The organism is Winogradskyella sp. UBA3174, from assembly GCF_002364335.1.
In the GTDB taxonomy this organism is placed as follows: Bacteria; Bacteroidota; Bacteroidia; order Flavobacteriales; family Flavobacteriaceae; genus Winogradskyella.
This window is the reverse complement of sequence record NZ_DEXW01000025.1, coordinates 70,175-95,019: the sequence shown is the minus strand read 5'-3', so window position 1 is coordinate 95,019 and position 24,845 is coordinate 70,175. Positions and strand designations below refer to the sequence as shown.

At 31.7% G+C, this 24,845-nt stretch carries 26 protein-coding genes; 18 read left to right on the top strand and 8 right to left on the bottom strand.

Features of this window, described 5'->3' with window-relative positions; translation table 11 throughout:
- Window positions 1-36: 36 nt before the first annotated feature.
- From B2U95_RS02860 to B2U95_RS02845, 4 genes are all read left to right on the top strand, one after another.
- Window positions 37-1,005, top strand: a complete 969-nt coding sequence (locus tag B2U95_RS02860) for a DUF368 domain-containing protein (protein WP_296312579.1) — start codon at window positions 37-39, stop codon at window positions 1,003-1,005.
- The gene (locus tag B2U95_RS02855) at window positions 1,005-2,024 is read left to right on the top strand and encodes a DUF368 domain-containing protein (RefSeq protein ID WP_296312576.1); all 1,020 of its coding nucleotides are present in this window, start codon (window positions 1,005-1,007) and stop codon (window positions 2,022-2,024) included. The genes B2U95_RS02860 and B2U95_RS02855 overlap by 1 nt, the downstream gene beginning before the upstream one ends.
- Window positions 1,993-2,754, top strand: a complete 762-nt coding sequence (locus tag B2U95_RS02850; protein WP_296312573.1) for a shikimate dehydrogenase family protein — start codon at window positions 1,993-1,995, stop codon at window positions 2,752-2,754. Before B2U95_RS02855 ends, B2U95_RS02850 begins: the two co-directional genes overlap by 32 nt.
- A gap of 89 nt (window positions 2,755-2,843) precedes the next feature.
- Window positions 2,844-4,925: a DUF349 domain-containing protein gene (locus B2U95_RS02845; protein WP_296312570.1), complete on the top strand. Its 2,082-nt coding sequence runs from the start codon at window positions 2,844-2,846 to the stop codon at window positions 4,923-4,925.
- Window positions 4,926-4,970: 45 nt separating this feature from the next.
- Here B2U95_RS02845 and B2U95_RS02840 read toward each other — a convergent pair whose 3' ends face one another.
- The 5 genes from B2U95_RS02840 to ruvX all read right to left on the bottom strand — a co-directional run bounded on the left by B2U95_RS02840 (window position 4,971) and on the right by ruvX (window position 8,267).
- Entirely contained in the window at window positions 4,971-5,504 is a 534-nt protein-coding gene (locus tag B2U95_RS02840; protein WP_296312567.1) for a hypothetical protein, read from the bottom strand.
- Window positions 5,505-6,009: 505 nt separating this feature from the next.
- Complete coding sequence (gene mazG, locus B2U95_RS02835) at window positions 6,010-6,783, bottom strand: nucleoside triphosphate pyrophosphohydrolase (protein ID WP_296312565.1); 774 nt, start codon at window positions 6,781-6,783, stop codon at window positions 6,010-6,012.
- A 2-nt stretch (window positions 6,784-6,785) separates the two neighbouring features.
- The gene (locus tag B2U95_RS02830) at window positions 6,786-7,214 is read right to left on the bottom strand and encodes a DUF5606 domain-containing protein (RefSeq protein WP_296312562.1); all 429 of its coding nucleotides are present in this window, start codon (window positions 7,212-7,214) and stop codon (window positions 6,786-6,788) included.
- A gap of 10 nt (window positions 7,215-7,224) precedes the next feature.
- The gene (gene def, locus B2U95_RS02825; RefSeq protein ID WP_296312559.1) at window positions 7,225-7,815 is read right to left on the bottom strand and encodes a peptide deformylase; all 591 of its coding nucleotides are present in this window, start codon (window positions 7,813-7,815) and stop codon (window positions 7,225-7,227) included.
- 38 nt (window positions 7,816-7,853) lie between these two features.
- Window positions 7,854-8,267 (bottom strand): Holliday junction resolvase RuvX, encoded by a 414-nt coding sequence (gene ruvX, locus B2U95_RS02820; RefSeq protein ID WP_296312555.1) that lies wholly within the window; start codon window positions 8,265-8,267, stop codon window positions 7,854-7,856.
- 374 nt (window positions 8,268-8,641) lie between these two features.
- Here ruvX and B2U95_RS02815 point away from each other — a divergent pair, with 374 nt between their 5' ends.
- Together B2U95_RS02815 and B2U95_RS02810 are read left to right on the top strand one after the other, a co-directional pair.
- Window positions 8,642-9,457 (top strand): 2,3,4,5-tetrahydropyridine-2,6-dicarboxylate N-succinyltransferase, encoded by an 816-nt coding sequence (locus B2U95_RS02815; protein WP_296312553.1) that lies wholly within the window; start codon window positions 8,642-8,644, stop codon window positions 9,455-9,457.
- Between the two features lie 69 nt (window positions 9,458-9,526).
- Window positions 9,527-10,588, top strand: a complete 1,062-nt coding sequence (locus B2U95_RS02810; RefSeq protein ID WP_296312549.1) for a glycosyltransferase family 9 protein — start codon at window positions 9,527-9,529, stop codon at window positions 10,586-10,588.
- Here the strand turns inward: B2U95_RS02810 and B2U95_RS02805 are convergent.
- Together B2U95_RS02805 and B2U95_RS02800 are read right to left on the bottom strand one after the other, a co-directional pair.
- On the bottom strand, window positions 10,575-11,195 hold the full coding sequence (locus tag B2U95_RS02805) for a YrbL family protein (protein ID WP_296312545.1): 621 nt from the start codon (window positions 11,193-11,195) through the stop codon (window positions 10,575-10,577). The genes B2U95_RS02810 and B2U95_RS02805 overlap by 14 nt on opposite strands.
- A complete protein-coding gene (locus tag B2U95_RS02800) occupies window positions 11,195-12,019 on the bottom strand; it encodes a glycosyltransferase family 2 protein (protein WP_296312542.1) in 825 nt (274 codons plus the stop codon). The genes B2U95_RS02805 and B2U95_RS02800 overlap by 1 nt, the downstream gene beginning before the upstream one ends.
- Before the next feature lie 30 nt (window positions 12,020-12,049).
- On the opposite strand from B2U95_RS02800, the gene B2U95_RS02795 reads away from it, so the two are divergent.
- Entirely contained in the window at window positions 12,050-12,820 is a 771-nt protein-coding gene (locus tag B2U95_RS02795) for a glycosyltransferase family 2 protein (RefSeq protein ID WP_296312540.1), read from the top strand.
- Between the two features lie 5 nt (window positions 12,821-12,825).
- Here the strand turns inward: B2U95_RS02795 and B2U95_RS02790 are convergent, their stop codons facing one another.
- A complete protein-coding gene (locus B2U95_RS02790) occupies window positions 12,826-13,596 on the bottom strand; it encodes a lipopolysaccharide kinase InaA family protein (RefSeq protein ID WP_296312537.1) in 771 nt (256 codons plus the stop codon).
- Between the two features lie 102 nt (window positions 13,597-13,698).
- On the opposite strand from B2U95_RS02790, the gene B2U95_RS02785 reads away from it, so the two are divergent.
- From B2U95_RS02785 to B2U95_RS02735, 11 genes are all read left to right on the top strand, one after another.
- Window positions 13,699-14,703, top strand: a complete 1,005-nt coding sequence (locus B2U95_RS02785; RefSeq protein WP_296312534.1) for a glycosyltransferase family 52 — start codon at window positions 13,699-13,701, stop codon at window positions 14,701-14,703.
- Between the two features lie 58 nt (window positions 14,704-14,761).
- Window positions 14,762-15,949 (top strand): UDP-N-acetylglucosamine 4,6-dehydratase, encoded by a 1,188-nt coding sequence (locus B2U95_RS02780; protein ID WP_296312532.1) that lies wholly within the window; start codon window positions 14,762-14,764, stop codon window positions 15,947-15,949.
- Window positions 15,950-15,952: 3 nt separating this feature from the next.
- Window positions 15,953-17,092, top strand: coding sequence for a LegC family aminotransferase (locus B2U95_RS02775; RefSeq protein ID WP_296312530.1), 1,140 nt, complete (start codon window positions 15,953-15,955; stop codon window positions 17,090-17,092).
- 166 nt (window positions 17,093-17,258) lie between these two features.
- Window positions 17,259-17,894, top strand: coding sequence for an acetyltransferase (locus tag B2U95_RS02770; protein WP_296312525.1), 636 nt, complete (start codon window positions 17,259-17,261; stop codon window positions 17,892-17,894).
- An 11-nt stretch (window positions 17,895-17,905) separates the two neighbouring features.
- A complete protein-coding gene (gene neuB / locus B2U95_RS02765; RefSeq protein WP_296312522.1) occupies window positions 17,906-18,910 on the top strand; it encodes an N-acetylneuraminate synthase in 1,005 nt (334 codons plus the stop codon).
- The gene (gene neuC, locus B2U95_RS02760; RefSeq protein ID WP_296312519.1) at window positions 18,907-20,064 is read left to right on the top strand and encodes a UDP-N-acetylglucosamine 2-epimerase; all 1,158 of its coding nucleotides are present in this window, start codon (window positions 18,907-18,909) and stop codon (window positions 20,062-20,064) included. Before neuB ends, neuC begins: the two co-directional genes overlap by 4 nt.
- 5 nt (window positions 20,065-20,069) lie before the next feature.
- Window positions 20,070-21,107 carry a nucleotidyltransferase family protein gene (locus tag B2U95_RS02755; protein ID WP_296312516.1) on the top strand — a complete coding sequence of 346 codons (1,038 nt, stop codon included), beginning with the start codon at window positions 20,070-20,072 and terminating at the stop codon, window positions 21,105-21,107.
- A gap of 1 nt (window position 21,108) precedes the next feature.
- Window positions 21,109-21,795: a cytidylyltransferase domain-containing protein gene (locus B2U95_RS02750; protein ID WP_296312514.1), complete on the top strand. Its 687-nt coding sequence runs from the start codon at window positions 21,109-21,111 to the stop codon at window positions 21,793-21,795.
- A gap of 118 nt (window positions 21,796-21,913) precedes the next feature.
- Window positions 21,914-23,329: a CCA tRNA nucleotidyltransferase gene (locus tag B2U95_RS02745; RefSeq protein ID WP_296312511.1), complete on the top strand. Its 1,416-nt coding sequence runs from the start codon at window positions 21,914-21,916 to the stop codon at window positions 23,327-23,329.
- Window positions 23,329-23,784, top strand: coding sequence for a GNAT family N-acetyltransferase (locus B2U95_RS02740; protein WP_296312509.1), 456 nt, complete (start codon window positions 23,329-23,331; stop codon window positions 23,782-23,784). Before B2U95_RS02745 ends, B2U95_RS02740 begins: the two co-directional genes overlap by 1 nt.
- On the top strand, window positions 23,781-24,821 hold the full coding sequence (locus tag B2U95_RS02735; RefSeq protein ID WP_296312506.1) for a COX15/CtaA family protein: 1,041 nt from the start codon (window positions 23,781-23,783) through the stop codon (window positions 24,819-24,821). Before B2U95_RS02740 ends, B2U95_RS02735 begins: the two co-directional genes overlap by 4 nt.
- Window positions 24,822-24,845 lie beyond the last annotated feature (24 nt).

Here is a 24,845-nt window from a genome sequence, read left to right as displayed (position 1 = left end):
AAACCCATACATTAGCACTTCATACAAATAAGAGAAATGCAAAGACGTTTTTTAGATTATTTAGTAGTTATGTTTAAGGGTATTGCTATGGGAGCTGCTGATGTAGTACCCGGAGTTTCAGGTGGAACTATTGCTTTTATCTCAGGGATTTATGAAGAACTTTTAGAAAGTATTGATAAAGTAAATCTTGGAGTTTTTAAAGTCTGGAAAAAAGAGGGATTTAAAACCGCTTGGAATTCCATTAATGGGAATTTTATTTTGGCACTTTTCTCTGGTATAGCTATTAGTATTCTATCCCTTGCTAAAGTAATAAAATGGTTATTACATAACGAACCTGTTTTGTTATGGTCGTTCTTTTTTGGTTTAGTCTTAGCAAGTATATTATATATAGCTAAACAGATAAAAGACTGGTCAGTAAAAATTATATTAGCAATACTAATCACTTCCGTTTTATCTTATTTAATAACACTAGCAGAGCCTTTTGCATCACCAGATAGTCCGTTCTATCTTTTATTTTGTGGTTTTATAGCCATTATAGCAATGATTTTACCTGGTGTTTCTGGCGCTTTTATATTACTCATTTTAGGAGCTTACCAAACAGCAATAGATACCATAAACAATCTTATAGAAGGGATTACCTCAGGAAACATGGATCTTTTTAAAGATGCACTACTTAAGTTTACCTTATTAGCTATTGGTGCCGTAATTGGTCTCAAAGTGTTTTCAAAAGCATTAAACTGGATGTTTAAACATAAAAAGAACCTAACCTTAGCCATTCTCACAGGTTTTATGATTGGCTCACTTAATAAAATTTGGCCTTGGAAACAGGTATTAAAAACAAGAATTAATACTGAAGGTGAAGAAGTCACTTTATTAGACAAAAGTATTCTTCCAACCTCTTATGATGGAGATAACCAAATGGTAATGGCTCTTTTGTTTATCATCATCGGTTTTACCGCTATTTTAATTCTAGAAATTTTAGGCAAACAAAAAAACAAAGCTTAATGCAAAGCACCAGAACCCTTAAAGATCGTTTTTTTCTGATTATTAAAGGTTTGGCCATGGGAGCTGCAAATAAAGTTCCTGGAGTTTCTGGTGGTGTTGTTGCTTTTGTAGCTGGCTTTTACGAAGAATTTATATACTCGCTACAATGCGTTAATAAAACGGCACTCAAACTACTTCTAAATGGCCGTTTCAAAAGTTTTTACCGCTACATCAATGGTAAATTTATAAGCCTTTTATTTTTTGGAATGATTGTGAGTTACTTTAGCGTTTCTAAAGTTCTAGATTATTTGATTGCCAATTATGAGCTCTATGTTTGGAGTCTTTTCTTCGGAATGATTCTTGGCTCAATATATTATATCAGTAAAGATTTTGGGGAATGGAATAGGAAAACAATACTTACCTTAGTTTTTGGTGCTGCGGTAGGCCTAAGTATTAGCTTTTTAGATCCTGCGACAGAAAACGACAACTTGTTTTTTGTATTCCTTTGTGGTATTATCAGCGTTTCTGGCATGACACTTCCAGGGTTTTCTGGTTCATTCATTCTAATTTTATTAGGTAATTATGTTTTACTTCTTGTAGACTCAGTAAATGCATTAAACGATACTATTTTTGATATTTTTAGTGGTGATTTTGAGTTTATAAAAAATGAAGCACGTGTAAGGTTACTTAAAGTTTTAAGTGTTTTTACATTAGGTTCTATTGCAGGTTTAGTTACCTTTTCTCATATTCTAAGTTATATACTTAAGCATTATAAAAGCATTACGCTTTCAACTATTATGGGCTTTATTATAGGTTCGTTAGGAGTCGTATGGCCGTGGAAAGAAACCATTTATAAAACAAATTCCGAAGGTGCTTCAATATTAGATTCTACTGGAAAACAAATCATTGCAGATTTTGAACGTTTTTTACCAGAATTCAATACCCAAACTTATTTCGCAATTGCTTATATTGCCTTAGGAATCCTTATAGTTTTAGGATTAGAATGGTATGGACACAAAACAAGACAACTCAAAGTTTAAATTCGGATTAGTAGGTAGAGACATCTCTTACTCGTTTTCACGAAATTATTTTGCTAATAAATTTAAAGAAGAAAATTTATCACATTCCTATGTGAATTTCGATTTGCTATCTATCTCAGAACTCAACACTATAATTAAAAACACTCCAAATTTAAAAGGTCTCAACGTTACAATTCCTTATAAAGAAGAAGTCATTCCTATACTAGACTTTTTAAATAAAAAAGCTCGAGAAATTGGTGCTGTAAATACTATTAGAATTACACAAAATAAAAAAATAATCGGCTATAATACTGATTTTTATGGTTTTAAAAACTCAATAAAACCGCATCTAAAAAAACATCACAAAAACGCATTAGTTCTTGGCACAGGTGGAGCATCAAAAGCTATTGCTTATGCACTTAAAAAGCTGAAAATTAATTTTGATTATGTATCGCGTTCAGAAAAAGAAGGAGTTCGATTTTTGTATTCTAATTTGACTGAAGACATCATAAAAAAATATACTATTATAATTAACTGCACACCAATTGGTACATTTCCTTATGTAGATAAGTGCCCTGATATTCCCTATGATGCAATTACAAAAAAGCATATACTTTACGATCTTATCTACAACCCAGATGAAACTAAATTCTTGAGCTATGGTAATATTAAAGGAGCAACAACAATTAACGGATTAGAAATGTTAAAGTTACAAGCAGAAAAGTCTTGGCGAATTTGGAATAAGTCCTAAAGTCCCAATATTCTTGACACAATCACCAAAACCTTTTGTAATTATGCTACTTGTCACTATCTTTAGCATCCTAATAAATATTACGACATATGTCTGAGAATGATAACCTGCAAGATGCAGACGGAAAAAAAGAAGTAGAATCACAAGAAACTACTCCAACACAAGAAGTAACTTCACCGATTGAAACTAAAATCGAAAAAGAGGTAGACACTGAAACTGAAGTAAAAGCTGGGGTTGAAATTAAACCTAATGAAGTCAAAGCTGAGACTGAAAACGAAGAAACTTTGGTAACAAAGGAAGAAGACGCAGTAACTGAAACTAAAGTTGAAGCTAAAACTGAAGAAGAGATTACTGAAGAAACTGATTCAGATAAAAAAGACCATGTTGATGAAATTGAAGCCTCTAACGCAGAAGACGCAGAGGATGAGTCTAATGCAGAACGTCATGAGCTAGAAGACAAAGACTACCATGCTATGTCTATGAACGAGTTGGTTACTGAATTTAGTTCACTTTTAAAGCATCACAAAATTCAGACCATTTCTAAGCATGTCAATGAGATTAAAACTGAATTTAACGCTAAATTTAGTGGACTTATAGATGAAAAGAAAGAAGAGTTTGTAGCTGAAGGCGGAAACGCAATAGATTTCTACTATACTGATGATACCAAGAAATTGTTTGGTTCGCTGTACAAAGAATATAAGTCTTCTATTAATGGATATTACAAAGAGCGCGAGCAGAACCTTAAGCAAAATCTAGAAAACAGATTAACTATAATCGAAGACATTAAGGGTTTATTAAGTGTTGAAGAAAACATTAACACTACCTATAAACACTTTAAAGAATTACAAGAAAGCTGGCGTAATGCTGGTCCAATTCCAAGAGATAAATACAATAATGCTTGGAATACCTATCACCACCATGTAGAACGTTTTTACGACTTTTTACATCTCAATAATGATTTGAGAGATATGGACTTTAAGCATAACTATGAGCAGAAACTAAAAATCATAGAACGTGCAGAAGAGTTGGCACAAGACGAGAATACAAACCGTTCGTTTAGAGAGTTACAGGTGCTACATAAAATGTGGAAAGAAGAACTCGGCCCTGTTGGAAAAGAGCACAGAGAGAAAATATGGGAACGTTTTAGTAACGCTACTAAAACCATTCATGACAAACGTCAAAGTTACTATGCTGACTTAGATAAAGCGCATGAAAAAAATCTAGAAAATAAAGAGGAAATCATTGCTAAAATTATGGTTGTTGCAGAAAATACAACAGATTCTCATAGTGCTTGGCAAAAGAAAATAAAAGAAGTTGAAGCGTTAAGAGAAGCTTTCTTTAACGCAGGTAAAGTGCCCCTAAAACTAAACGAACCTACTTGGGCCAAATTTAAAGATGCTGTTAGAACTTTTAATCGTGGTAAAAATCATTTCTATAAAGACTTAAAGAAAGATCAGTTCGAAAATCTACAGAAGAAAAAGGATTTAATTAAGATCGCTGAAGACAACAAAGACGGTGAAGATTTTGTAACTGTAACTGCGTTGATGAAGAAAATTCAGAACGAATGGAAGAAAATCGGACACGTACCAAGACGCGATAGTGATAAAATATGGAAACAATTTAAAGGTGCATGTAACCATTATTTTAATAGAATGCATGCTGAGCGTAAAGCGAAAGATCAGCATTTATTTGATGCTTTTGATAAGAAAGCAAAACTACTAGATGAATTAAAAGCTCTAGAATTAACGGACGATCCTAAAGCAGATATTAAAACACTACAATCTAAAATATCTGAATGGAAAGAAATTGGCTATGTACCACAAAACAAACGTTACATAGATGGTAAATTCTATAAAGCGATTGATGATACCTTTGACAAGCTGAAAATAGATAAATCTAAGCTAGAAATGATAAAGTTTGAAAGCAAGCTAGAAAACCTTGCCGACACTGACGATACACGTTTACTAGACAATGAGCAAAACTTTATTCGTAAGCGTATAGACGATATTAAATCTGAGATTAACCAATTAGAAAATAATCTACAGTTTTTCTCTAACGTAAAATCAGATAATCCTTTGGTTAAAGAGGTCCATAAAAACATTGATAATCATAAAAAGGATTTAGACACTTGGAAAGCTAAGTTGACTAAGGTTCGTAAGATGTATAGTTAAATAAAAGGTAAGCTAATTGCTTACCTTTTATTTATATTTATTTTTTTACCAATTAAGATTTCCATTAACCCAAAACTTAGTTTTGACATCAACGACTTTACTGTTGGATATTTGTACTATTGAAGCTAAATAAAGACCTTTACCTGTGCTTATATGGTCACTTTTTGTAATGTTTGGTAAGCTATGATTTTTTGAAATATTTATTTTTAATGGTATCAAATATTGTTTTACAAAAGGATTATTTTTATTTAAAGCTTTTACAGTATTAAGCTTTTCTCCGTTTCTAAAACACAAGACGAAATCTTTATTCCAAATAACACTATAGTAAACAGTAGCACTATAGTAATCTAAAGAATAAAATATATCATTTTCAGTATTATTAAAAGTATCATGATTTCTTAGTGAGTAGTTTCTACCATTACTCAACATTTTGAGTATCCAAAAATCAGCATAAACACCGTCATTTATAACCAATTCATCTCTTATCCTTTTATTCTTTATTTTATCATTATGCTTCAACTGTTGTTCATATAATATGTGCAAGTGGTTTTCCGTACCCTTTTCTAGTATAGTCTCCATACTACAGCAATTACTTAAAAGAAGAGAGAGAGAGAGAGAGAGAGAGAGAGAGAGAGAGAGAGAGAGATAAATATATAGGTATTAAATTTTATCATCAATAAGTTAAGTCCAACTTCTATAAATATAGTAAAAATCAAAACCCATCTGTTATTTACAGATGGGTTTTGCCCTAACTAAACTAAATTAACCTTAATTACAACCGCTTAAAATAATAACTAAGATCTCCTACTAAAATTATAAAAACGTTTATTGCTTTTATATACAGTATTTACGTACACAAATTAGTTTTGGATTTTTAGAATTGAACTTTTAGTAAATTTTAACAGAATACTAAATTGTGATTTCTTCTTAAATAAGAAAGTTTTAAAACATTTAAAACAATTCTATATTCTGAAACGAGTTCAGAATAACAAATCAATGGTTGTCTGAGTAGTTGGTTAATTTATTTAAGTGCATTTTTTGCTTTGTGTAGATTGCCTGGCATTCGCAGGAATAACAGAAAATACTACAAAGACTTCGCCTCTTCCCAAAACACATCCATTTCAGAAAGTGTCATATCCTTAAGCGACTTGTTTAAATCTTTAGATTTACTTTCAAGATACTGAAAGCGTTTAATGAATTTTTTATTGGTGCGTTCTAAAGCATTCTCAGGACTAACCTTAAGAAATCTTGCATAATTAATCATTGAGAATAATACATCACCAAATTCACTTTCAATAGCATCTTGGTCGCCTTTTACAATTTCAACTTTAAGCTCTGCAAGCTCCTCCTCTACTTTTTCAAAAACTTGTTCTGGTTCATCCCAATCAAAACCAACACCAGACACTTTTTCTTGTATGCGATTAGCTTTTACCATCGCTGGCAAACTTTTTGGCACACCTTCTAAAACACTAGTTTTTCCCTCATTTAATTTAAGTTGCTCCCAATTGCGTTTCACCTCCTCTTCATCCTTAACCACAACATCACCATAGATATGCGGATGACGACTTACAAGTTTATCACAAATACTATGGCAGACATCTGCAATATCAAAGTCGTTAGTCTCACTACCAATTTTGGCATAGAAAACGATATGTAATAAAACGTCACCCAACTCTTTTTTTACTTCATCCAAATCATTATCAAGTATGGCATCTCCAAGTTCGTAAACTTCTTCGATAGTTAAATGACGTAATGATTCTAAGGTTTGTTTTTTATCCCACGGACATTGCTCTCGCAACTCATCCATGATGGTCAACAAACGCTCAAATGCTTTTAATTGGGCTGCTTTATCAGGCATATTTATTCTTCTTCGTCAGAAGTCTTTTCTTTGTCTTCTGTTTCTAATACTTCTAGAAGATCGTTTTTTTGGAGTAAATTATACCATTGCACCACCTTTTTAATATCTGAGGGATAAACACGGTCTTCATCATAATCTGGTAATACTTCAAAGAAAAATTCTTCTAAAGCATCCTTGCTATCCTTATGGCTAATAGTTGTTAGCTCACCTTTCTCTTTATCCTTAACCTTCTTTAGCACATCCTTTAAAGGCACTTCTTCTGTTAAGGTATAAATTGCTATTTCACTTAATATACTAATGTTGCTATGTGCACCTACAGTAATACGTTTTTTATCAATTAATGATTCTACTACAGCACCTGTTCTAGTCTGTGTTACGATTTGAAATAATCCTGGTTTCCCAGAAATGGATAAAATTTTATCTAAACTCATATATTTTGTATTAGCGCTTTTTACTCATCGCAGGAAAACGCATTTTATAATCTATGTTAATCTTGCCTTTTGATATGTTGGTTAACTTGCCTTTTATTAAACGCTTCTTAAATGATGATAATTTATCAGTAAATAAAACTCCTTCAATATGATCGTATTCATGCTGAATAACTCTAGCTATTAAACCCTCGTATTCTTCGACATGTGTTTCAAAATTTTCATCTTGATATTGAATTTTAATCTTAGGTTGTCTAAAAACGTCTTCCCTTACATCTGGAATACTTAAACAGCCTTCATTAAAAGCCCATTCATCACCATCTTCCTCTAATATCTTAGCGTTGATAAAGGTCTTTTTAAAGTTTTTCATCTGCTCTCTATCTTCCTCTGAAAGATCTTCATCGTCAGAGAATGGCTCTGTGTCTACCAAAAATATACGGATAGCCAAGCCTATTTGCGGAGCTGCTAAGCCTACACCAAATGCACCATACATAGTCTCATACATATTTTCTAGGAGTGCATCTAACTTAGGATAATCTTTATCTATTTCCTTTGCCTTTTTCTTTAAAACAGTATCGCCATAAGCAACGATTGGTAAAATCATAATTGGTTTATTTTCGGTTGCAAAAATACAATTCTTATTTAAAAATTTGAAGCCAAATAACTTTGTAAAATTAATGTGGCGCTAATCTCATCAATTAACGCTTTATTTTTGCGTTGTTTTTTCTTTAAACCACTATCAATCATTGTTTGAAATGCCATTTTAGACGTAAAACGTTCATCTACGCGTACAACAGGAATTTGAGGAATAGCTTTTTCTAATTGAACTAAAAACTTCTGAATAAAAACCTCACTCTCAGATGCTGTATTATCCATTTGCTTAGGTAAGCCTACAACAAATTTATCTACATTTTCATTTGAAATATACTTTTTCAAAAATTCAATTAAACCTTTAGTGTCAACTGTTGTTAAACCAGATGCAATAATCTGCATCTCATCTGTAACAGCTAAACCTGTTCGTTTAGTACCAAAATCTATAGCTAAAATTCGTCCCATATTTGGCAAAGGTAATGCAATAAAAAACGCTCCTTAATAAAAAGAAGCGTTTTTAAAAATTAGCTATCAATTAAACTCTGATTTTATTAGCCTCTATAAGTAAATCATTGTATTAATCATTTATTAAGACACTATTGATTTAAATAGGTCACATTTTTCTTGCTAAATTTCTAAAAAAGAAAACTACTTAATTAAGGGGAAAAGAGCTTTCTAAATTAGCTATTAATTAAATTCTAAGATATTTATTAAAAACACCGATCGACTTAATTACCATTAAGACAAAGCTTTACCTAATAGGTTACATTTTTTTGAAAAAGTTTTTTAGCTTACATGATTATAAAAGTATCTTTGAAGCATAACTTATAATTACTGCAATGAAACAACTACAATCTATTATAGAAAATGCTTGGGATGATCGTTCTCAATTAAAAAATGAAGTCACAATCAACGCTATTCGTAATGTCATTGATCTTGTAGATGAAGGCACATTAAGAGTTGCTGAGCCTATTAAAGATGGATGGCAGGTTAATGAGTGGGTTAAAAAAGCTGTCGTACTTTATTTTCCAATCCAAAAAATGGAAACTTTTGAAGTCGGTATTTTTGAATATCACGACAAAATCCCATTAAAACGTGGTTATGCAGAAAAAGGAATCCGTGTCGTACCTCATGCAGTAGCAAGACATGGAGCCTATATATCTTCTGGCACTATCTTAATGCCAAGCTATGTAAATATTGGGGCTTATGTAGATGAAGGCACTATGATAGATACTTGGGCAACGGTTGGTAGCTGTGCACAGATTGGTAAAAATGTACATCTTTCTGGTGGTGTTGGTATTGGTGGAGTTTTAGAGCCATTACAAGCCGCTCCTGTAATTATTGAAGATGGCGCCTTTATTGGGAGTCGTTGTATTGTTGTTGAGGGAGTCCGTGTAGAAAAAGAAGCTGTTTTAGGTGCAAATGTAGTATTAACTATGAGCACTAAAATCATAGATGTTACTGGTGACGAACCTATTGAAACGAAAGGTGTTGTACCATCACGTTCTGTTGTGATACCAGGAAGCTATACAAAGAAATTTAAAGCTGGTGAATTCCAAGTGCCATGTGCATTAATTATTGGGAAACGCAAAGAGAGTACAGATAAAAAGACCTCTTTAAATGATGCTTTACGTGAATATGATGTAGCCGTATAAAAGATAATCAGTATTAGTTTGCAATAGGAAGTGCTAACTCAAAATAACTAAATAAATAACTCTTAGAGTTTGAAAGTTTTAATCATTCAACAAAAAATGATAGGTGATGTTTTAGCTACAAGCATTTTGTTTGAAGCTATAAAACACAAATATCCAAATTCAGAATTACACTATGTGATTAATTCTCATACGCATCCTGTTGTTGAAGGAAATCCTTATATAGATAAATTCCATTTTTTCACTTCTGAATACGAAAAGAGTAAGATTAAACTATATAAGTTTGCGAAAGCATTACAAAAAGAGAATTATGATGCTGTAATAGATGTCTATTCTATATTTTCAAGTAATTTAATTTCTTTAATATCAAAGTCTAAAATTAAAATTTCAAAGTATAAATGGTACACTTCATATATATACACTCATACGTTTAAAGAGGCTAAAACACCAAAAACTAACGCAGGTTTAGCCATTGAAAATAGGTTACAACTTTTAGAGCCATTAGGTATCGATACAACACAAATTGTAAAGCCTAAAATTTATCTTACAGATTCTGAAAAGAATAAAGCACGTGAAATTTTAGAATCTAATAATATTCAACTAAATCAACCTCTTTTTATGATTGGCGTTTTAGGTAGTGGCATTACTAAAACATATCCTTTTGAGTACATGGCAAAAGTGATTGATGAAATTGTTATAGCACAACCTAAATCTCAAATTTTATTTAATTATATCCCTAAGCAAGAAGAAGACGCCAAAACTATTTTAGAGATGTGTTTGCCAGAAACAAAAAAAAAGATTTACTTTAATGTCTTTGGTGAAAATCTTCGTAATTTTTTAGGATTAACATCCCATTGCACTGCGCTAATTGGTAATGAAGGAGGTGCTACTAATATGGCAAAAGCTTTAAATATACCAACATTTACAATCTTCTCTCCTTGGATAAAAAAAGAGGCTTGGAATATGTTTGATGATAACAAACAAAATGTTTCTGTTCACTTAAAAGATTTTAAACCAAAACATTTTTTAGACAAGCCATCTAAAGAATTAAAAGAAAACTGGAAATCATTATATAAAGTCTTTAACCCTGTTTTATTAAAGACTTCACTTCAAAAATTTCTTAAATATATTTAGCTCCTATAGCTCTAAGACGCTTTAATAAAATACGTTGCGCTTCTAGTGAGTGTAAATTAGATTTTATAAAGCGACGCTCCACTTTCTTTTTAGCATAATGATGAAACCAATCTGCTAATGGGAAAAAATCGCGATGCCCAAGACCATCTATAACGATTAATTGAATGGATGTATCTTTCAAAATTTTTACACAAATATTTCTAGCTCTCAAATCACCAACAAAAACTTTATGCTCTATCATTTGTTGTTTTAAACGCTTTAATTCATTAATAATAGTCGCATCTGAAATAGGCGAATCTTCCATCTCTAAATAATGGCGTAATGTTAATGATATTTTTTGTGATGGTTCGTCTTTAATTAAATCATAAACAAAACCTGTACCCAAATTTGTGCTGATTTCTCCACGAAATTTCGAATAGAACGGATATGAAAACTGACTCGTATCTTTCTTTTGTATTTTACTATAGTAATTTATCTCTTTATATAAGTGGTCTTTGGCTATTTCTGGCTTTCCAATTTTTATACATAGGTTAGTGTTTTCAGGATGATGATAACATTTTCTGGCAACACCTTCTGCTATATACAGACTATCATTGAGTTGTACCATTACCCTAATTTTTCTATTCCAAAAGGAGTTCTTATTACTTTTTCTGCTTTTGTAATTGCTCTTATCTTCTCATTTTTGGCAACCATTTCTGGTTTTGCATAGCTTCTTGCATGATCTAAATGTATACAAATAGCGCTGTAGCGAATCTGTTTAGCTTTAATACCATTATTAAACATTCGCTCACCAAGTTCTCTATCTTCACCTCCATATTGCATACGCTCGTCAAAACCATTTACTGCAATAATATCCTTTTTCCAACCAGAAGAATTGTGTCCATTCCAAGTAGCGGTTGTTGGTGTAAATTTATTGAGCACCTTTTCTTTGAGTCCGCTTGCTGTAATTTTGTTAGTCTTAAAAGACGATTTTAATCCATTAGACTTTAACCAATTAATATCAAAACAGCTTTGTTGTTTTATGTCTGATTCAGAAATTAATTTAGAAATATTCATTGGTAGCTTAAAATAACCACCAGATAAAAAATAACCAGCCTCTCTAAAATCCAAATGCTTTTGAAGAAAATCGTTACGCACAACACAATCTCCATCTGTAAAAAGCACATAATCTGCATCACATTCTAATAATGCTTTATTCAAAATTTTTGTTTTCTGAAAACCATTATCTTCGTGCCAGACATGCTTTATAGGAAAATTGACTGTAGTTTTAAATACATCAATAAAGTGTTTAGTTTCTTCAGTAGAGCCATCATCAGCAATTATGAGCTCAAAATTTTTAAAATTTTGGCATTCAAAACTCCACAATACTTTTTGTAACCATTCAGGATGATTATAAGTACTTATAACAACAGAAATTTCTATCAGATTCATTACAACAAAAATACTATTTTTACCAAATCTATGAGCACCTCAACAATTAAACTCTCTGGAGTCATTATAACTTTTAATGAAGAACGTAATATTGAACGTTGTTTACAGTCGTTGACAAAGGTAGTCGATGAGATTATTGTTGTAGATTCTTTTTCTACAGATAATACAAAAGCCATTTGTAATCGCTTTAAAGTAAAATTTATTGAACAAAAATTTCTTGGTTACATAGAACAAAAGAATTTTGCTTTAAAACAAGCCAAATATAACCATGTTGTATCATTAGATGGTGATGAAGCGTTATCTGAAGCACTTCAAAAAACAATAATAGATTTAAAAACCAATTGGCAATTTGACGGTTATTACTGTAATCGTTTCAATAATTTCTGTGGGCAATGGATAAAACATTCTGATTGGTACCCAAATAAGAAACTCCGTGTTTTTGACAAACGTAAGGGAGAATGGTGCGGTATAAATCCGCATGACAATGTGCAATTGCATGATGCAACTACAAAAAAAAGTTATTTAAAAGGTGACATTTTACATTGGACGTATAGAACTTATAAGGAGATGGATAAGAAAACAGCGTATTTTTCTACCATTGCAGCTAAAGCTTATTTAGATAAAAATAAAACGGCTCCATTAACTAAACTTATATGGAATCCGTTTTGGGCTTTTTTTAAAGCCTATGTTTTAAGACTTGGTTTTTTAGACGGTTTAAATGGTTTTAGAATTTGTTATCAAACAGGTAAAATTACGTATTTAAAATACTCAAAACTGAGAACCTTAATTAAACAGCGGTAAGCACTTTACTTTTTCTTCTTCCAAAATTTTAATTTATTTTTTAAACGACGTCGTCTCCAATAACGGTTCTGAAAATCTTGGGTCTCTTTCCACATTAAATTAAAAACAGTACCGTAAGGCTCATTACAACATTTTGCGTACTCGTCGCTCATCGTTTCAATCATAGATTTATGCGTCGTTAATTTTGCGAAGTTTTTTATACGCTCGCTTAAATCCATAGTCTTAAAGTCCATTCTGTTAAGATCTACTAAATAAAAATTGTAAACGTCGTCTAACTTTTTAATCAAAGTGTTTCCTGGAGAATGGTCTAAAAATTTTACATTTTTCTCATGCAGTTTGTAAGTAAATCTTGTAAATGCTCGTAAAATAGCTTCGTGATCTGGAAATTCTAAATCCTTGGTGAGCTCTCTATACGTTAAATCACACTCTAATTGCTCTGAAATATAGTAACTCTTATTAAATAAAAATGGTGTTTTAAACTCATAATATGCCACTGGTTGTGGCGTACCAATATCTAATTTTATTAGCTTATTCGCATATTCAAAAGAGCGTTGCGCCTTGCTTTTTCTGAAAAAATTATAAGCAATTTGATTAATAACATTAGGAATTCTAAAAGACTTTACATTAAAAATATAAGGGGCAATTTCAAAAAGCTTTAGTGAGTTTCTATCTTGATTTCCGAATGGAGTTCCCTTAGTATCGTAATGCTCAATACTATCATCTAAAAGCGTTTCGAGAGATATAAAATTTTGATGTATTTTTTTAGTTCTGTGCACGCAGCAATAGAGTTTTATTTTGTCTACAAATATAGTTTGATTTATTAATACCTATTGAACTTTAAAATAATCCTATTTTTACAATCTAATCTTTACTTTAAAATGCAACCAAAAGGAATTTTCGTTATCACTTCTGTATATCACATCTTGTTATCGATACTGCTTATTGAAGAGCGAAAACTTAAAAATAATGTCTTAGTCATTGTTGAAATAACACCAAATATTGAATCATTAATCGCAGGCCTAAAAAAAACCGAGTGGTTTGATGATGTCATTTTAATGATCGGTAGAAAGAAGCAAAAAAAACGTGCCGGAAAATTCACCTACACCTTCAATAGAAAAAAGATTGTCGATTTAATAGATGCAGAAAATTCAGGATTAAATACAATCAAAAACGGCAATGATAATTTTGACGTTTACATCTGCTCACCAGACTCAGCCAAAAACTATTTCATGTATAAGTATAAAAACCATGATAAATACATGATTGAAGATGGCTTAAAAAGCTATGTAACCGAAGCACCAAGCTTTTCTAAAAAGTTAACAAGCTGGTTAGTTAACAGGCCAATAGTCAATGGATTTGATAGACGTATTACAAAAGTCTTTGCAACCACTCCTAATGATTTACCAGAAGAACTTAAAGTAAAATCTGAGAAATTAAACTGGAAGGAGACTTTAAAAAATTTGAGTCCAGATAAATTAAATATATTATCCTCTGCTTTTTTACCAGATATAGATCTAGATACTGAATCCTTATTTCCAAAAGATAAAACCAAAAGTATCATTTTAACCCAAACCTTAAATGAAGATGGCGTTATTGAGCACGAACAAGAAAAATTAGACATCTGTATAGACTTTATAGACCAAGCAAATACAGATATTATCTACATAAAACCACATCCTAGAGAACGAACGGATTATAAAGTCCTCTTTAAAACGGATTCTAGAATCATTGTGTTGCCGAAACTTTTTCCGGCTGAATTGTTGAACCTTCATCCCAATTTAAAGTTTAAAAAAGCATTTACAGCCTTTTCAACAGCAATTGATAATTTAGAACATGTTGAAGAAAAAATAAGTCTTGGACATGCGCATTTCAAACGAAAATAAGATGACGTACCTAAGATTAACAAACATTATAGTATTTTTACGTTAAACACCAAGTTACATGCAAATTTTAGAGCTTATTGGAAGGCAAAAAGAACTTTTTAAAGATGATATTGATGCTAACCAAAAGCAATTAAAAACGATCGTTTCAGCTTCAAGATTTTTAGTTATTGGTGGAGCTGGCTCTATTGGGCAAGCAGTCACCAAAGAAATCTTTAAACGCAACCCTAAAAAACTCCATGTTGTAGATATAAGCGAAAATAATTTAGTAGAACTGGTAAGAGATATTCGCAGTTCGTTTGGATATATAGATGGTGATTTTAAAACCTTTGGACTAGATATTGGATCTCTTGAATATGATGCGTTTATAAAATCGGACGGCAAGTACGATTATGTTCTAAACCTGTCTGCGCTAAAACATGTGCGTAGTGAAAAAGATCCGTTTACATTAATGCGAATGATTGATGTCAATATTTTTAACACCGACAAAACTATTCAACAATCTATTGATAATGGTGTGAAAAAATACTTTTGTGTTTCTACAGATAAAGCAGCTAACCCAGTAAATATGATGGGAGCTTCTAAACGTATTATGGAAATGTTTTTAATGCGAAAAAGCAAACAAATCCCTATTTCTACTGCCCGTTTTGCTAACGTTGCCTTTTCTGATGGTTCTTTACTTCATGGTTTTGACCAGCGTATAAAAAAGCAACAACCCATAGTAGCACCAAATGATATTAAACGCTACTTTGTTATACCAAAAGAATCAGGTGAACTCTGTTTAATGTCTTGCATCTTTGGCGATAACCGAGATATATTTTTCCCTAAGCTTAACGAATCGCTTCACTTAATAAGTTTTGCAGATATCGCAGTTAAATATGTAAAATCTCTTGGATATGAGCCTTTTCTATGTGATACAGAAGATGAAGCAAGAGCTTTAGCGAAAACATTACCAAAAGAAGGTAAATGGCCTTGTTTATTTACAAAGAGCGATACGACTGGCGAAAAAGATTTTGAAGAATTTTTTACAGATAATGAAACATTAGACATGAATCAGTTTATCAATTTAGGTATCATAAAAAATGAATTAAATGTAGATGATAATAAACTCGAATTGTTTGAAAAAAAAATTAACGAATTAAGGTCTAATAAATCTTGGAAAAAAGACGATTTAACCGCTTTGTTTTTTAAAATGATTCCTGATTTCGGACATAAAGAAACCGGAAGATATTTAGACCATAAAATGTAATTGATGCACCAAGATATAATCACACTTATACGCGATATTTATAAAACCGAAGATTTTATTCCGCTTCACGAGCCTAGATTTAGAGGCAATGAAAAAAAATACATTAACGAGTGTATTGATTCTACATTCGTTTCTAGTGTTGGGAAATTTGTAGATCAGTTTGAAGCTTCTGTAGCCAAATTTACAGGTGCCAAATATGCAGTTGCCATGGTAAATGGCACTGCTGCATTACATATCGGTTTACTATTAGCAGATGTAACATCTAATGACGAAGTTATAACACAGCCACTAACATTTGTAGCAACCGCAAATGCGATTAGTTACTGTAGTGCACATTCTGTTTTTGTAGATGTAGATAGAGATACAATGGGTCTATCACCAGAAAAACTTAAATATTTCTTAGAAAAAAACACCTCTATTATTGATGGTAAATGCATCAACAATAGCACAAAGCGCATTATAAAAGCAGTTGTACCCATGCACACATTTGGCTTACCAACGCGTATCGATGCCATTGTTGAAATTTGTAACAAACACCATATTAATGTTGTTGAAGATGCTGCTGAATCCTTAGGAAGTTATTACAAAAACAAACATACTGGGACTTTTGGTCTGGTTGGAACTTTGAGTTTTAATGGCAATAAAACCATTACTACTGGTGGTGGTGGCATGATCATTACAGATAACAAAACACTCGCAGAAAAAGCAAAGTACATTACCACTACTGCTAAAGTACCGCATCCTTGGGAATACCATCATGATGTTACAGCCTACAATTACCGTTTACCAAATCTAAACGCAGCTTTAGGTTGTGCTCAAATGGAATCCTTACCAAGTTTTTTAGAATCTAAGCAGAAACTCTCAAAAACATACAGCTCTTATTTTAAAGATAATGACGCTATTAATTTTATAGAACCAATTTCAGAAGGCCTATCAAATTTTTGGCTAAATGCTATTGAATTAAAAGGTTTAGAGGCACGAAATGAGTTTCTTAAAACCACTAATGAAGCTGGTGTAATGACCAGACCTATATGGAAACTAATGAACTCACTACCTATGTATAACTCTGCACAATGTGGTAATCTCGATAATTCTGAATATTTAGAAAATAGAATTGTAAATTTACCTAGTAGTGTTATTTAAACTAAAAATAATATAGCGTAATTACATTTGTAGATATTGCTAAAAAACCTTGAAGAAAAAAGGTTAGCATCTATCATTTAACCAAATGACGACCAATTAAGAAATGACATATAACATTAGATTTAACAAGAAATAGGAAAGTAATTAGATAGTAAAATGTAATGCAATGATTAAAGATATTTACATAATTGGTTCAGGTGGTTTTGCAAAAGAGGTCTATTGTCTTATTGACGCAATAAACAGTAAGAATCATACTTTTAATATCTGTGGATTTATAGATAAAAGCGATACAATACAGGATGAAATTTTTGGTCTACCAATTATTAACGAAAACACCTTTCTTCAAAGTCATAATTTAGTCGATTTAGCGATCGGTATTGGCGATCCGCAAATCATTAGAAAATTAAAAACGATATACAATAATTATAATTTCCCAAATCTTATACACCCTAATTTTAATGGTTATTTAAAAGAAATTAAGTTAGGCAAAGGAAATATCATTACAAGTGGCTGCAATTTTACTTGTGACATAAAAATTGGATCTCTAAATGTTTTTAATCTAAATGTCACTTTAGGGCATGATTCTGTTATAGGCGATTGCAATGTTGTAAATCCAGGTGTTAATTTAAGTGGTGGTATTAAAATTGGCGATAATAACCTTATAGGATCTGGAGCAACCGTGCTTCAAAATTTAAATATAGGATCTAATTCAATTTTAGGAGCTAGCTCTCTTCTTACTAAAGATTTATCATCAAACACATTATCCATAGGAATCCCATCAAAACCTATTAAAGATATATAAAGAAGTCATCTATGAATTCAAATAAAGTAATCATTATTGCAGAAGCTGGTGTTAACCATAATGGAAATGTTGAGTTAGCAAAACAAATGATTGATATTGCCGCAGATTCTGGTGCTGATTATGTGAAATTTCAAACATTTATTTCAGAAAAAGTTATTAGCAAACATGCGCAAATGGCGGAATACCAAAAGAATAATACTGGTAAATCTGAAAGTCAACTAGAAATGGTAAAGCGATTAGAATTAAGTCACGAAGAGCATCATTTATTAATTCAGCATTGTGCTCTAAAAGGCATCAATTTTCTCTCAACCGCTTTCGATTTAGAAAGTATCGATTTTCTGAATAAATTAAATATCGCATTATTTAAAATACCTTCTGGTGAAATCACAAATTACCCATATTTAGAGAAGATTGGAAGCCTAGGAAAGCCAATTATTATTTCCACAGGAATGGCAACTATGGAAGATATAGAAAATGCTATCAACGTCGTTACAAAAAATGGTGCTTCAATAAACGATATTACCATATTACATTGTAACACAGAATATCCTACACCAATGCACGATGTTAATCTAAAAGCTATGCAAACTATTGCAGAACGTTTTAAAGTTCCTATTGGTTATTCGGACCACACTCTTGGCATAGAAGTTCCGACTGCTGCTGTTGCTCTAGGAGCAACCGTTATTGAAAAACATTTTACTTTAGATAAAACATTAAAAGGACCTGACCATAAAGCATCATTAGGACCTATTGAGCTAAAAAATATGGTTTCTGCGATTAGAAATATTGAAAAAGCACTTGGTAACGGTACAAAAGAACCAACACAAAGCGAATTAAAAAATAAAGATATTGCTAGAAAAAGTATTGTTGCGAGCAAAACTATCTCAAAAGGTAGTCTTCTAACCGAAGAAAACATTACGACTAAACGACCTGGTAATGGGATTTCAGCTATGCAATGGCCAAACATTATAGGTACAATAGCAAAAAAAGATTACCTTGAAGATGATTTAATATGAAAATAAACATCGCTATAATAACAGGTACAAGAGCAGAATATGGTCTCTTAAAACCATTAATTTCTGCTTTAAATAAAGAGACGAATGTAAACCTTCAATTACTAGTAACTGGTATGCATTTATCAGAACTCCACGGCAACACAATAGAAGAAATTGAAACCGACGGATTCCATATTACAGCTAAAGTTAACAGTCACATAAATAATGATTCTGCTATAGGTATCTCAACGTCTATTGCACACACAATCAAAGGTTTTTCTGAAATATTTAAAACTCTAAATACAGATTTAATTATGGTTTTAGGTGATCGTTCAGAGATTTTTGCAGTGGCCACAGCAGCTACTGTTAAAGGTATTCCAATTGCACATATTCATGGTGGTGAAACTACGGAAGGAGCATATGACGAAGCCTTTAGACATGCTATTACAAAAATGAGTCATTGGCACTTAACCTCTACTGAAGTTTACAGAAAACGAGTTATTCAACTTGGAGAACAACCCAATTCTGTATTTAATGTTGGTGCTATAGGTATTGACAGTATTATTAATTTAGATTTAATGTCTATGTCAGAATTTGAGAATTCTATCGATTTTAAATTGAACAAAAAAAATATATTAATTACATTTCATCCTGTAACATTAGAAAAAAATACATCTGAGGTACAATTTAAAGACTTACTTTCTGCTTTAGATGACTTGGAGGATGCTACTTTAATTTTCACAAAACCAAACTCAGATAAAGACGGAAATATTATTATAAAACTTATTGATGATTATGTTTCTAAACACAAGTATAAATCTGTTGCATTCACATCTTTAGGACAGCTGCGTTATTTATCAGCTTTACAATATATGGATGTTGTTGTTGGCAACTCTTCTAGCGGAATTGTTGAAGTTCCTTTATTCAAAAAACCAACCATTAATATTGGAGATCGTCAGAAAGGGAGATTAATGCCTGCAAGTGTTATAAATTGTGAACCTAATAAAACTGCAATAAAGGAAGCACTAGAGAAATCATTTTCAGCAGCATTTTTAAACAGTATTAAAAATCTACCAAACGCTTATGGTAATGGCACAGCAACTCAACAAATTTTGGATATTATTTTAAATCAACCCATACCAAGTATTAAAAAATCATTCTTTGACCTAAATTGATTAAAATGTCTGACCAATATATTATATCATCAAAAGCAACTATTAAAGACGCACTTATTAAGCTCGACTTATCGTTGGGTAAAGCATTATTTATTACTGATGATAACCATAAAATTTTAGCAAGTCTTTCTGATGGAGATATTAGACGTGCTCTAATTAAAGGGCATTCTATTACAGAACCTGCCTTAGATATAGCGCACAAAAGCTTCAAGTTTATTCAACAAAACACAACTAAAAAAGAAGAGCTCGAACAGTTTAAAGCAAATAAAATAACACTAATTCCAATTATGAATTCTGATATGGAATTGGTGAAAATCATAGATATTTCTAAGATTAAAGTCATGCTTCCTTTAGATGCAGTAATTATGGCTGGCGGAAAAGGCTCGCGTTTAATGCCACTTACCGAAAACACACCAAAACCTTTATTAAAGGTTGGAAATAAGCCCATTATTCAGCACAACACAGATCGCTTGGCCTCTTATGGTATTAGAAATATAAACATTACGCTGAATTATTTAGGTGAGCAGATTATTAGCTTTTACGAAAAAAACAATGAACACCAAATTCAATTTAATTATGTTAAAGAAGACAGCCCATTGGGAACAATTGGTGCACTTAAACTCATAAAAAAATTTGAAAACGACTATATTCTTCTCATGAATTCTGACTTATTAACCAATGCAGATTTCGAAGATATTTTTAACAATTTCTTACTGAAGGAGGGAGATGCCTTAATTGCTACAATTCCATACAAAGTAAATATTCCTTATGGTGTAGTTGAGACAAAGGGAGATTATGTTACCGATTTAAAAGAAAAACCATCTTATACCTATTACTCTAATGCAGGTATTTATATTTTCAAAAAAGAGTGTTTAGATTTTGTACCAGACAATGCATTTTTTAATGCTACAGATCTCATCGAAGTTCTCATAAATAAAGGTAAAAAAATCATCAATTACCCAATCTTAAGTTATTGGTTAGATATCGGTAAACACGAAGATTTTGAAAAAGCACAAGAAGATATAAAACACATAAGATTGTAAGATGAAGTATTTAGTCATAATTACAGCTAGAGGCGGTAGCAAAGGCATTCCAAAAAAGAATATAAAACATCTCAACGGTAAACCTCTGATACAATACAGTATTGATGTTGCTAAAGGTATTTCGGACATAGAAGATATTTGTTTCACCTCAGATAGTTACGAAATTATAGAAGTTGCTAAAAACGGTGGTTTAAAAGTCGAATTTAAAAGGCCTGAAGCATTATCTACAGATACAGCAAACTCTAGAGATGTAATGCTTCATGCTTTAGGTGCTTATGAGAAACTTCATAATAAAATTTATGATGCTATTATTCTTCTGCAACCAACCTCACCTTTCAGAACATTAGAGCAAGTAAAAAACTGTATTAAATTATATACAAATGATTTAGATATGGTGGTTTCCGTTAAAGCAGCTTCTGCAAATCCGTATTATAATTTATATGAGGAAGAGAGTGGTTATTTAGAATCTTCAAAAAAAGGAAACTTTACCAGACGGCAAGATTGTCCTGAAGTTTGGGAATTTAATGGCGCTATTTATGTTATAAATTGTAACTCACTTAAAGCACAAAGCATGAAGGCTTTTAGCAAAGTGAAGAAGTTCGAAATGTCTGAAGAAACATCAATTGATATTGACACTCCATTGGATTGGAAAATTGCCGAATTCCATCTTCAAGACACTAAGTTATAATAGCATTATAAAAAGCTATTAAAGGGTTTTAAAACCTACTTCGCATATCGTATCTTTGCAATTCTAAAAACAGAATAGTTTTTTTCATAACTCACAGTATTAATGTGACAAACAAAACATGAACCATAAACAAGCCATAAAACATAACATCTTTAATATCATTTCTCAATCTGCTGAAGAATTAGGAGTAGAAAGTTATGTTATTGGTGGTTTTGTTCGCGATTATTTATTAGAACGTGGCACTGCAAAAGATATTGACATTGTTGCTGTAGGTAGTGGTATAGAATTAGCAGAACAAGTTTCAAAAAATTTACCAAATCAACCAAAAGTTCAAATTTTCAAAACATACGGTACAGCTATGTTGCGTTATGATGATATTGAAATTGAATTTGTCGGTGCACGCAAAGAAAGCTATAACGAAGATAGTAGAAACCCTATTGTAGAAAATGGTTCATTAGAAGATGACCAGAATCGTCGCGATTTTACTATCAATGCATTAGCTATAAGTCTAAATAAATCTAATTTTGGGGAACTATTAGATCCTTTTAATGGCATTAGCGATTTAGATAAAGGAATTATTAGAACTCCTTTAGATCCTGATATTACTTATAGCGACGATCCTTTACGTATGATGCGCGCTATCCGTTTTGCAACGCAACTCAACTTTAAAATTGAAGAAGCCTCACTCAAAGCTATCACCGATATTAAAGACAGAATTAAAATTATTACAGAAGAACGTATTGTTGTAGAATTAAATAAAATTCTAGAAAGCAAAACACCTTCTATTGGTTTTATTTTATTAGAACAAACAGGTCTTTTATATTATATTTTACCAGAACTAACAGCTCTTAAAGGTATTGATGAGATTGAAGGCCAGAAACATAAAGACAACTTCTACCATACCTTAGAAGTTGTGGATAATATAGCCCCAACAACCAATAATCTATGGTTAAGGTGGGCTGCCTTATTGCATGACATTGGTAAAGCACCTACAAAGAAATTTCATCAAAAAATTGGTTGGACGTTTCATGGACACGAGTTTGTGGGTTCTAAAATGGTCTATAAACTATTCAAACGTTTAAAAATGCCACTGAATGATAAAATGAAATTTGTTCAGAAAATGGTATTTATGAGTTCTCGTCCAATAGTTCTAGCTACAGACGTTACTGATGCTGCAGTTAGACGCTTGGTGTTTGATGCTGGTGATTATGTAGATGATTTAATGACGCTTTGTGAAGCTGATATCACAACTAAGAATCTAAAGAAATTCAATAAATATCACAATAATTTTAAATTGGTAAGAGATAAAATTATTGAGGTAGAAGAACGCGACCAAGTGCGTAATTTTCAACCACCTGTAACAGGTGAAGAAATTATGAAAGCTTTTAATTTAAAACCATCTAAAGAAATTGGTATTATAAAAGAAGCTATTAAAGAGGCTATCTTAGAAGGTGACATACCAAATGAATATGAAGCAGCTTTTAAATTAATGGTAGATAAAGGCATAGCATTAGGTCTAAAAACAAGTAAGTAATGCTAAAACTCGTTAGAACAAATTCTAAAAATAAAGACTTCATCTTTTTGGTTAAAGATCTAGACGCGTTTTTAAAAATTGCAGATGGAGATGAACACGATTTTTATAATCAATTTAACTCTATAGATGCTCTAAAACATGTTGTAGTAGCTTATCTAAATAAAAAGCCTGTTGCTTGTGGTGCAATTAAACAACTAACAAAAGAGCATGTCGAATTAAAACGTATGTTTACTAATGAAGCAACACGAGGAAAAGGTATTGCAACTCTAGTATTAAAAGAATTAGAAGACTGGGCAACTGAGTTAAATTATAACACTATTGTTTTAGAAACTGGAACTAGACAAAACGAAGCTGTTCGGTTTTATAAAAAGAATACATATCAAATCATCTCGAATTACGGGCAATATAAAGATGTTGAAAATAGTCTTTGTTTTGAAAAAAATATTAAAAAATGAAAAAGCGCTTTAGAAAAACAGCGAAGGTTGCTTTGGTACTTATCTATCTAGTTATAATTGCTGGTGCAGTTGTCCGTATGACGGGTTCTGGGATGGGTTGTCCAGACTGGCCTAAATGCTTTGGATATTACATACCACCAACAGAATTATCAGAACTACAATTTAAACCAAATCACGAGTATAAAAAAGGTATCGTAATTATAGTAGACGAAGAATTACAGGTCGCAATAGAGAACTTCACATCTAATGATGCACTTAACTTAACCCATTGGGAACCTTACACTGCTCATGATTATGCCGTATTCAACCCACTTCACACTTGGGTAGAATATATCAATCGTCTTTTGGGTGCGCTTTCTGGTATACCAATACTAATATTCACCATAATGTCTATATGGCTTTGGACCGATAAAAAACGATTTCTATTACTATCAATTTTCACAGTTATTGGAATGGCATTTCAAGCTTGGCTTGGCAAAACTGTTGTAGATTCTAATTTATCGCCATATAAAATAACGATACATATGGTTATGGCATTGGTAATCGTAGCTGTGATTTTATATCTCATTTTTAAATCAAAAACAACGTTTAAAAATCAAACATTTGATAAACGCTTTAAAAATGTGCTAATCATTGCAACTGTATTAACACTAATACAAATAGTTTTAGGTACACAAGTTCGACAATTTGTAGATATTCAGAATAAATTGAATGGTTCTTTTAATTGGGATATAACAGCAATTGCACCATTTAAATTTTATGCACACCGTACGTTATCTATCCTGGTATTAGTTTTAAATTTGTGGCTATTTCAACATAATAGAAAATTTAATCTAGGTTATAATAAATTTAAGTTTGTTTTAATTTGCATAGGCTTAGAGATTGTAACTGGCATAGTTATGTATTATTTCAATTTCCCTTTTAGCACGCAACCATTGCATTTAGTAATTGCTGCTGTGTTGATTGGTATTCAGTTTTATATCATTTTAGAAAGTAGTCGCAGAAGCCCTTTAAAAACTGTTACGACTTCAACATAAATTGTATCTTTGCAAAGGATTAAA

What these genes read in the sequence shown, in the direction of transcription:
- B2U95_RS02860 (WP_296312579.1), top strand. Translation starts at nt 37, where the DNA reads ATGCAAAGACGTTTTTTAGATTATTTAGTAGTTATGTTTAAGGGTATT.
- B2U95_RS02855 (WP_296312576.1), top strand. Translation starts at nt 1,005, where the DNA reads ATGCAAAGCACCAGAACCCTTAAAGATCGTTTTTTTCTGATTATTAAA.
- B2U95_RS02850 (WP_296312573.1), top strand. Translation starts at nt 1,993, where the DNA reads ATGGACACAAAACAAGACAACTCAAAGTTTAAATTCGGATTAGTAGGT.
- B2U95_RS02845 (WP_296312570.1), top strand. Translation starts at nt 2,844, where the DNA reads ATGTCTGAGAATGATAACCTGCAAGATGCAGACGGAAAAAAAGAAGTA.
- B2U95_RS02840 (WP_296312567.1), bottom strand. Translation starts at nt 5,504, where the DNA reads ATGGAGACTATACTAGAAAAGGGTACGGAAAACCACTTGCACATATTA.
- mazG (WP_296312565.1), bottom strand. Translation starts at nt 6,783, where the DNA reads ATGCCTGATAAAGCAGCCCAATTAAAAGCATTTGAGCGTTTGTTGACC.
- B2U95_RS02830 (WP_296312562.1), bottom strand. Translation starts at nt 7,214, where the DNA reads ATGAGTTTAGATAAAATTTTATCCATTTCTGGGAAACCAGGATTATTT.
- def (WP_296312559.1), bottom strand. Translation starts at nt 7,815, where the DNA reads ATGATTTTACCAATCGTTGCTTATGGCGATACTGTTTTAAAGAAAAAG.
- ruvX (WP_296312555.1), bottom strand. Translation starts at nt 8,267, where the DNA reads ATGGGACGAATTTTAGCTATAGATTTTGGTACTAAACGAACAGGTTTA.
- B2U95_RS02815 (WP_296312553.1), top strand. Translation starts at nt 8,642, where the DNA reads ATGAAACAACTACAATCTATTATAGAAAATGCTTGGGATGATCGTTCT.
- B2U95_RS02805 (WP_296312545.1), bottom strand. Translation starts at nt 11,195, where the DNA reads ATGGTACAACTCAATGATAGTCTGTATATAGCAGAAGGTGTTGCCAGA.
- B2U95_RS02800 (WP_296312542.1), bottom strand. Translation starts at nt 12,019, where the DNA reads ATGAATCTGATAGAAATTTCTGTTGTTATAAGTACTTATAATCATCCT.
- B2U95_RS02795 (WP_296312540.1), top strand. Translation starts at nt 12,050, where the DNA reads ATGAGCACCTCAACAATTAAACTCTCTGGAGTCATTATAACTTTTAAT.
- B2U95_RS02785 (WP_296312534.1), top strand. Translation starts at nt 13,699, where the DNA reads ATGCAACCAAAAGGAATTTTCGTTATCACTTCTGTATATCACATCTTG.
- B2U95_RS02780 (WP_296312532.1), top strand. Translation starts at nt 14,762, where the DNA reads ATGCAAATTTTAGAGCTTATTGGAAGGCAAAAAGAACTTTTTAAAGAT.
- B2U95_RS02775 (WP_296312530.1), top strand. Translation starts at nt 15,953, where the DNA reads ATGCACCAAGATATAATCACACTTATACGCGATATTTATAAAACCGAA.
- B2U95_RS02770 (WP_296312525.1), top strand. Translation starts at nt 17,259, where the DNA reads ATGATTAAAGATATTTACATAATTGGTTCAGGTGGTTTTGCAAAAGAG.
- neuB (WP_296312522.1), top strand. Translation starts at nt 17,906, where the DNA reads ATGAATTCAAATAAAGTAATCATTATTGCAGAAGCTGGTGTTAACCAT.
- neuC (WP_296312519.1), top strand. Translation starts at nt 18,907, where the DNA reads ATGAAAATAAACATCGCTATAATAACAGGTACAAGAGCAGAATATGGT.
- B2U95_RS02755 (WP_296312516.1), top strand. Translation starts at nt 20,070, where the DNA reads ATGTCTGACCAATATATTATATCATCAAAAGCAACTATTAAAGACGCA.
- B2U95_RS02750 (WP_296312514.1), top strand. Translation starts at nt 21,109, where the DNA reads ATGAAGTATTTAGTCATAATTACAGCTAGAGGCGGTAGCAAAGGCATT.
- B2U95_RS02745 (WP_296312511.1), top strand. Translation starts at nt 21,914, where the DNA reads ATGAACCATAAACAAGCCATAAAACATAACATCTTTAATATCATTTCT.
- B2U95_RS02740 (WP_296312509.1), top strand. Translation starts at nt 23,329, where the DNA reads ATGCTAAAACTCGTTAGAACAAATTCTAAAAATAAAGACTTCATCTTT.
- B2U95_RS02735 (WP_296312506.1), top strand. Translation starts at nt 23,781, where the DNA reads ATGAAAAAGCGCTTTAGAAAAACAGCGAAGGTTGCTTTGGTACTTATC.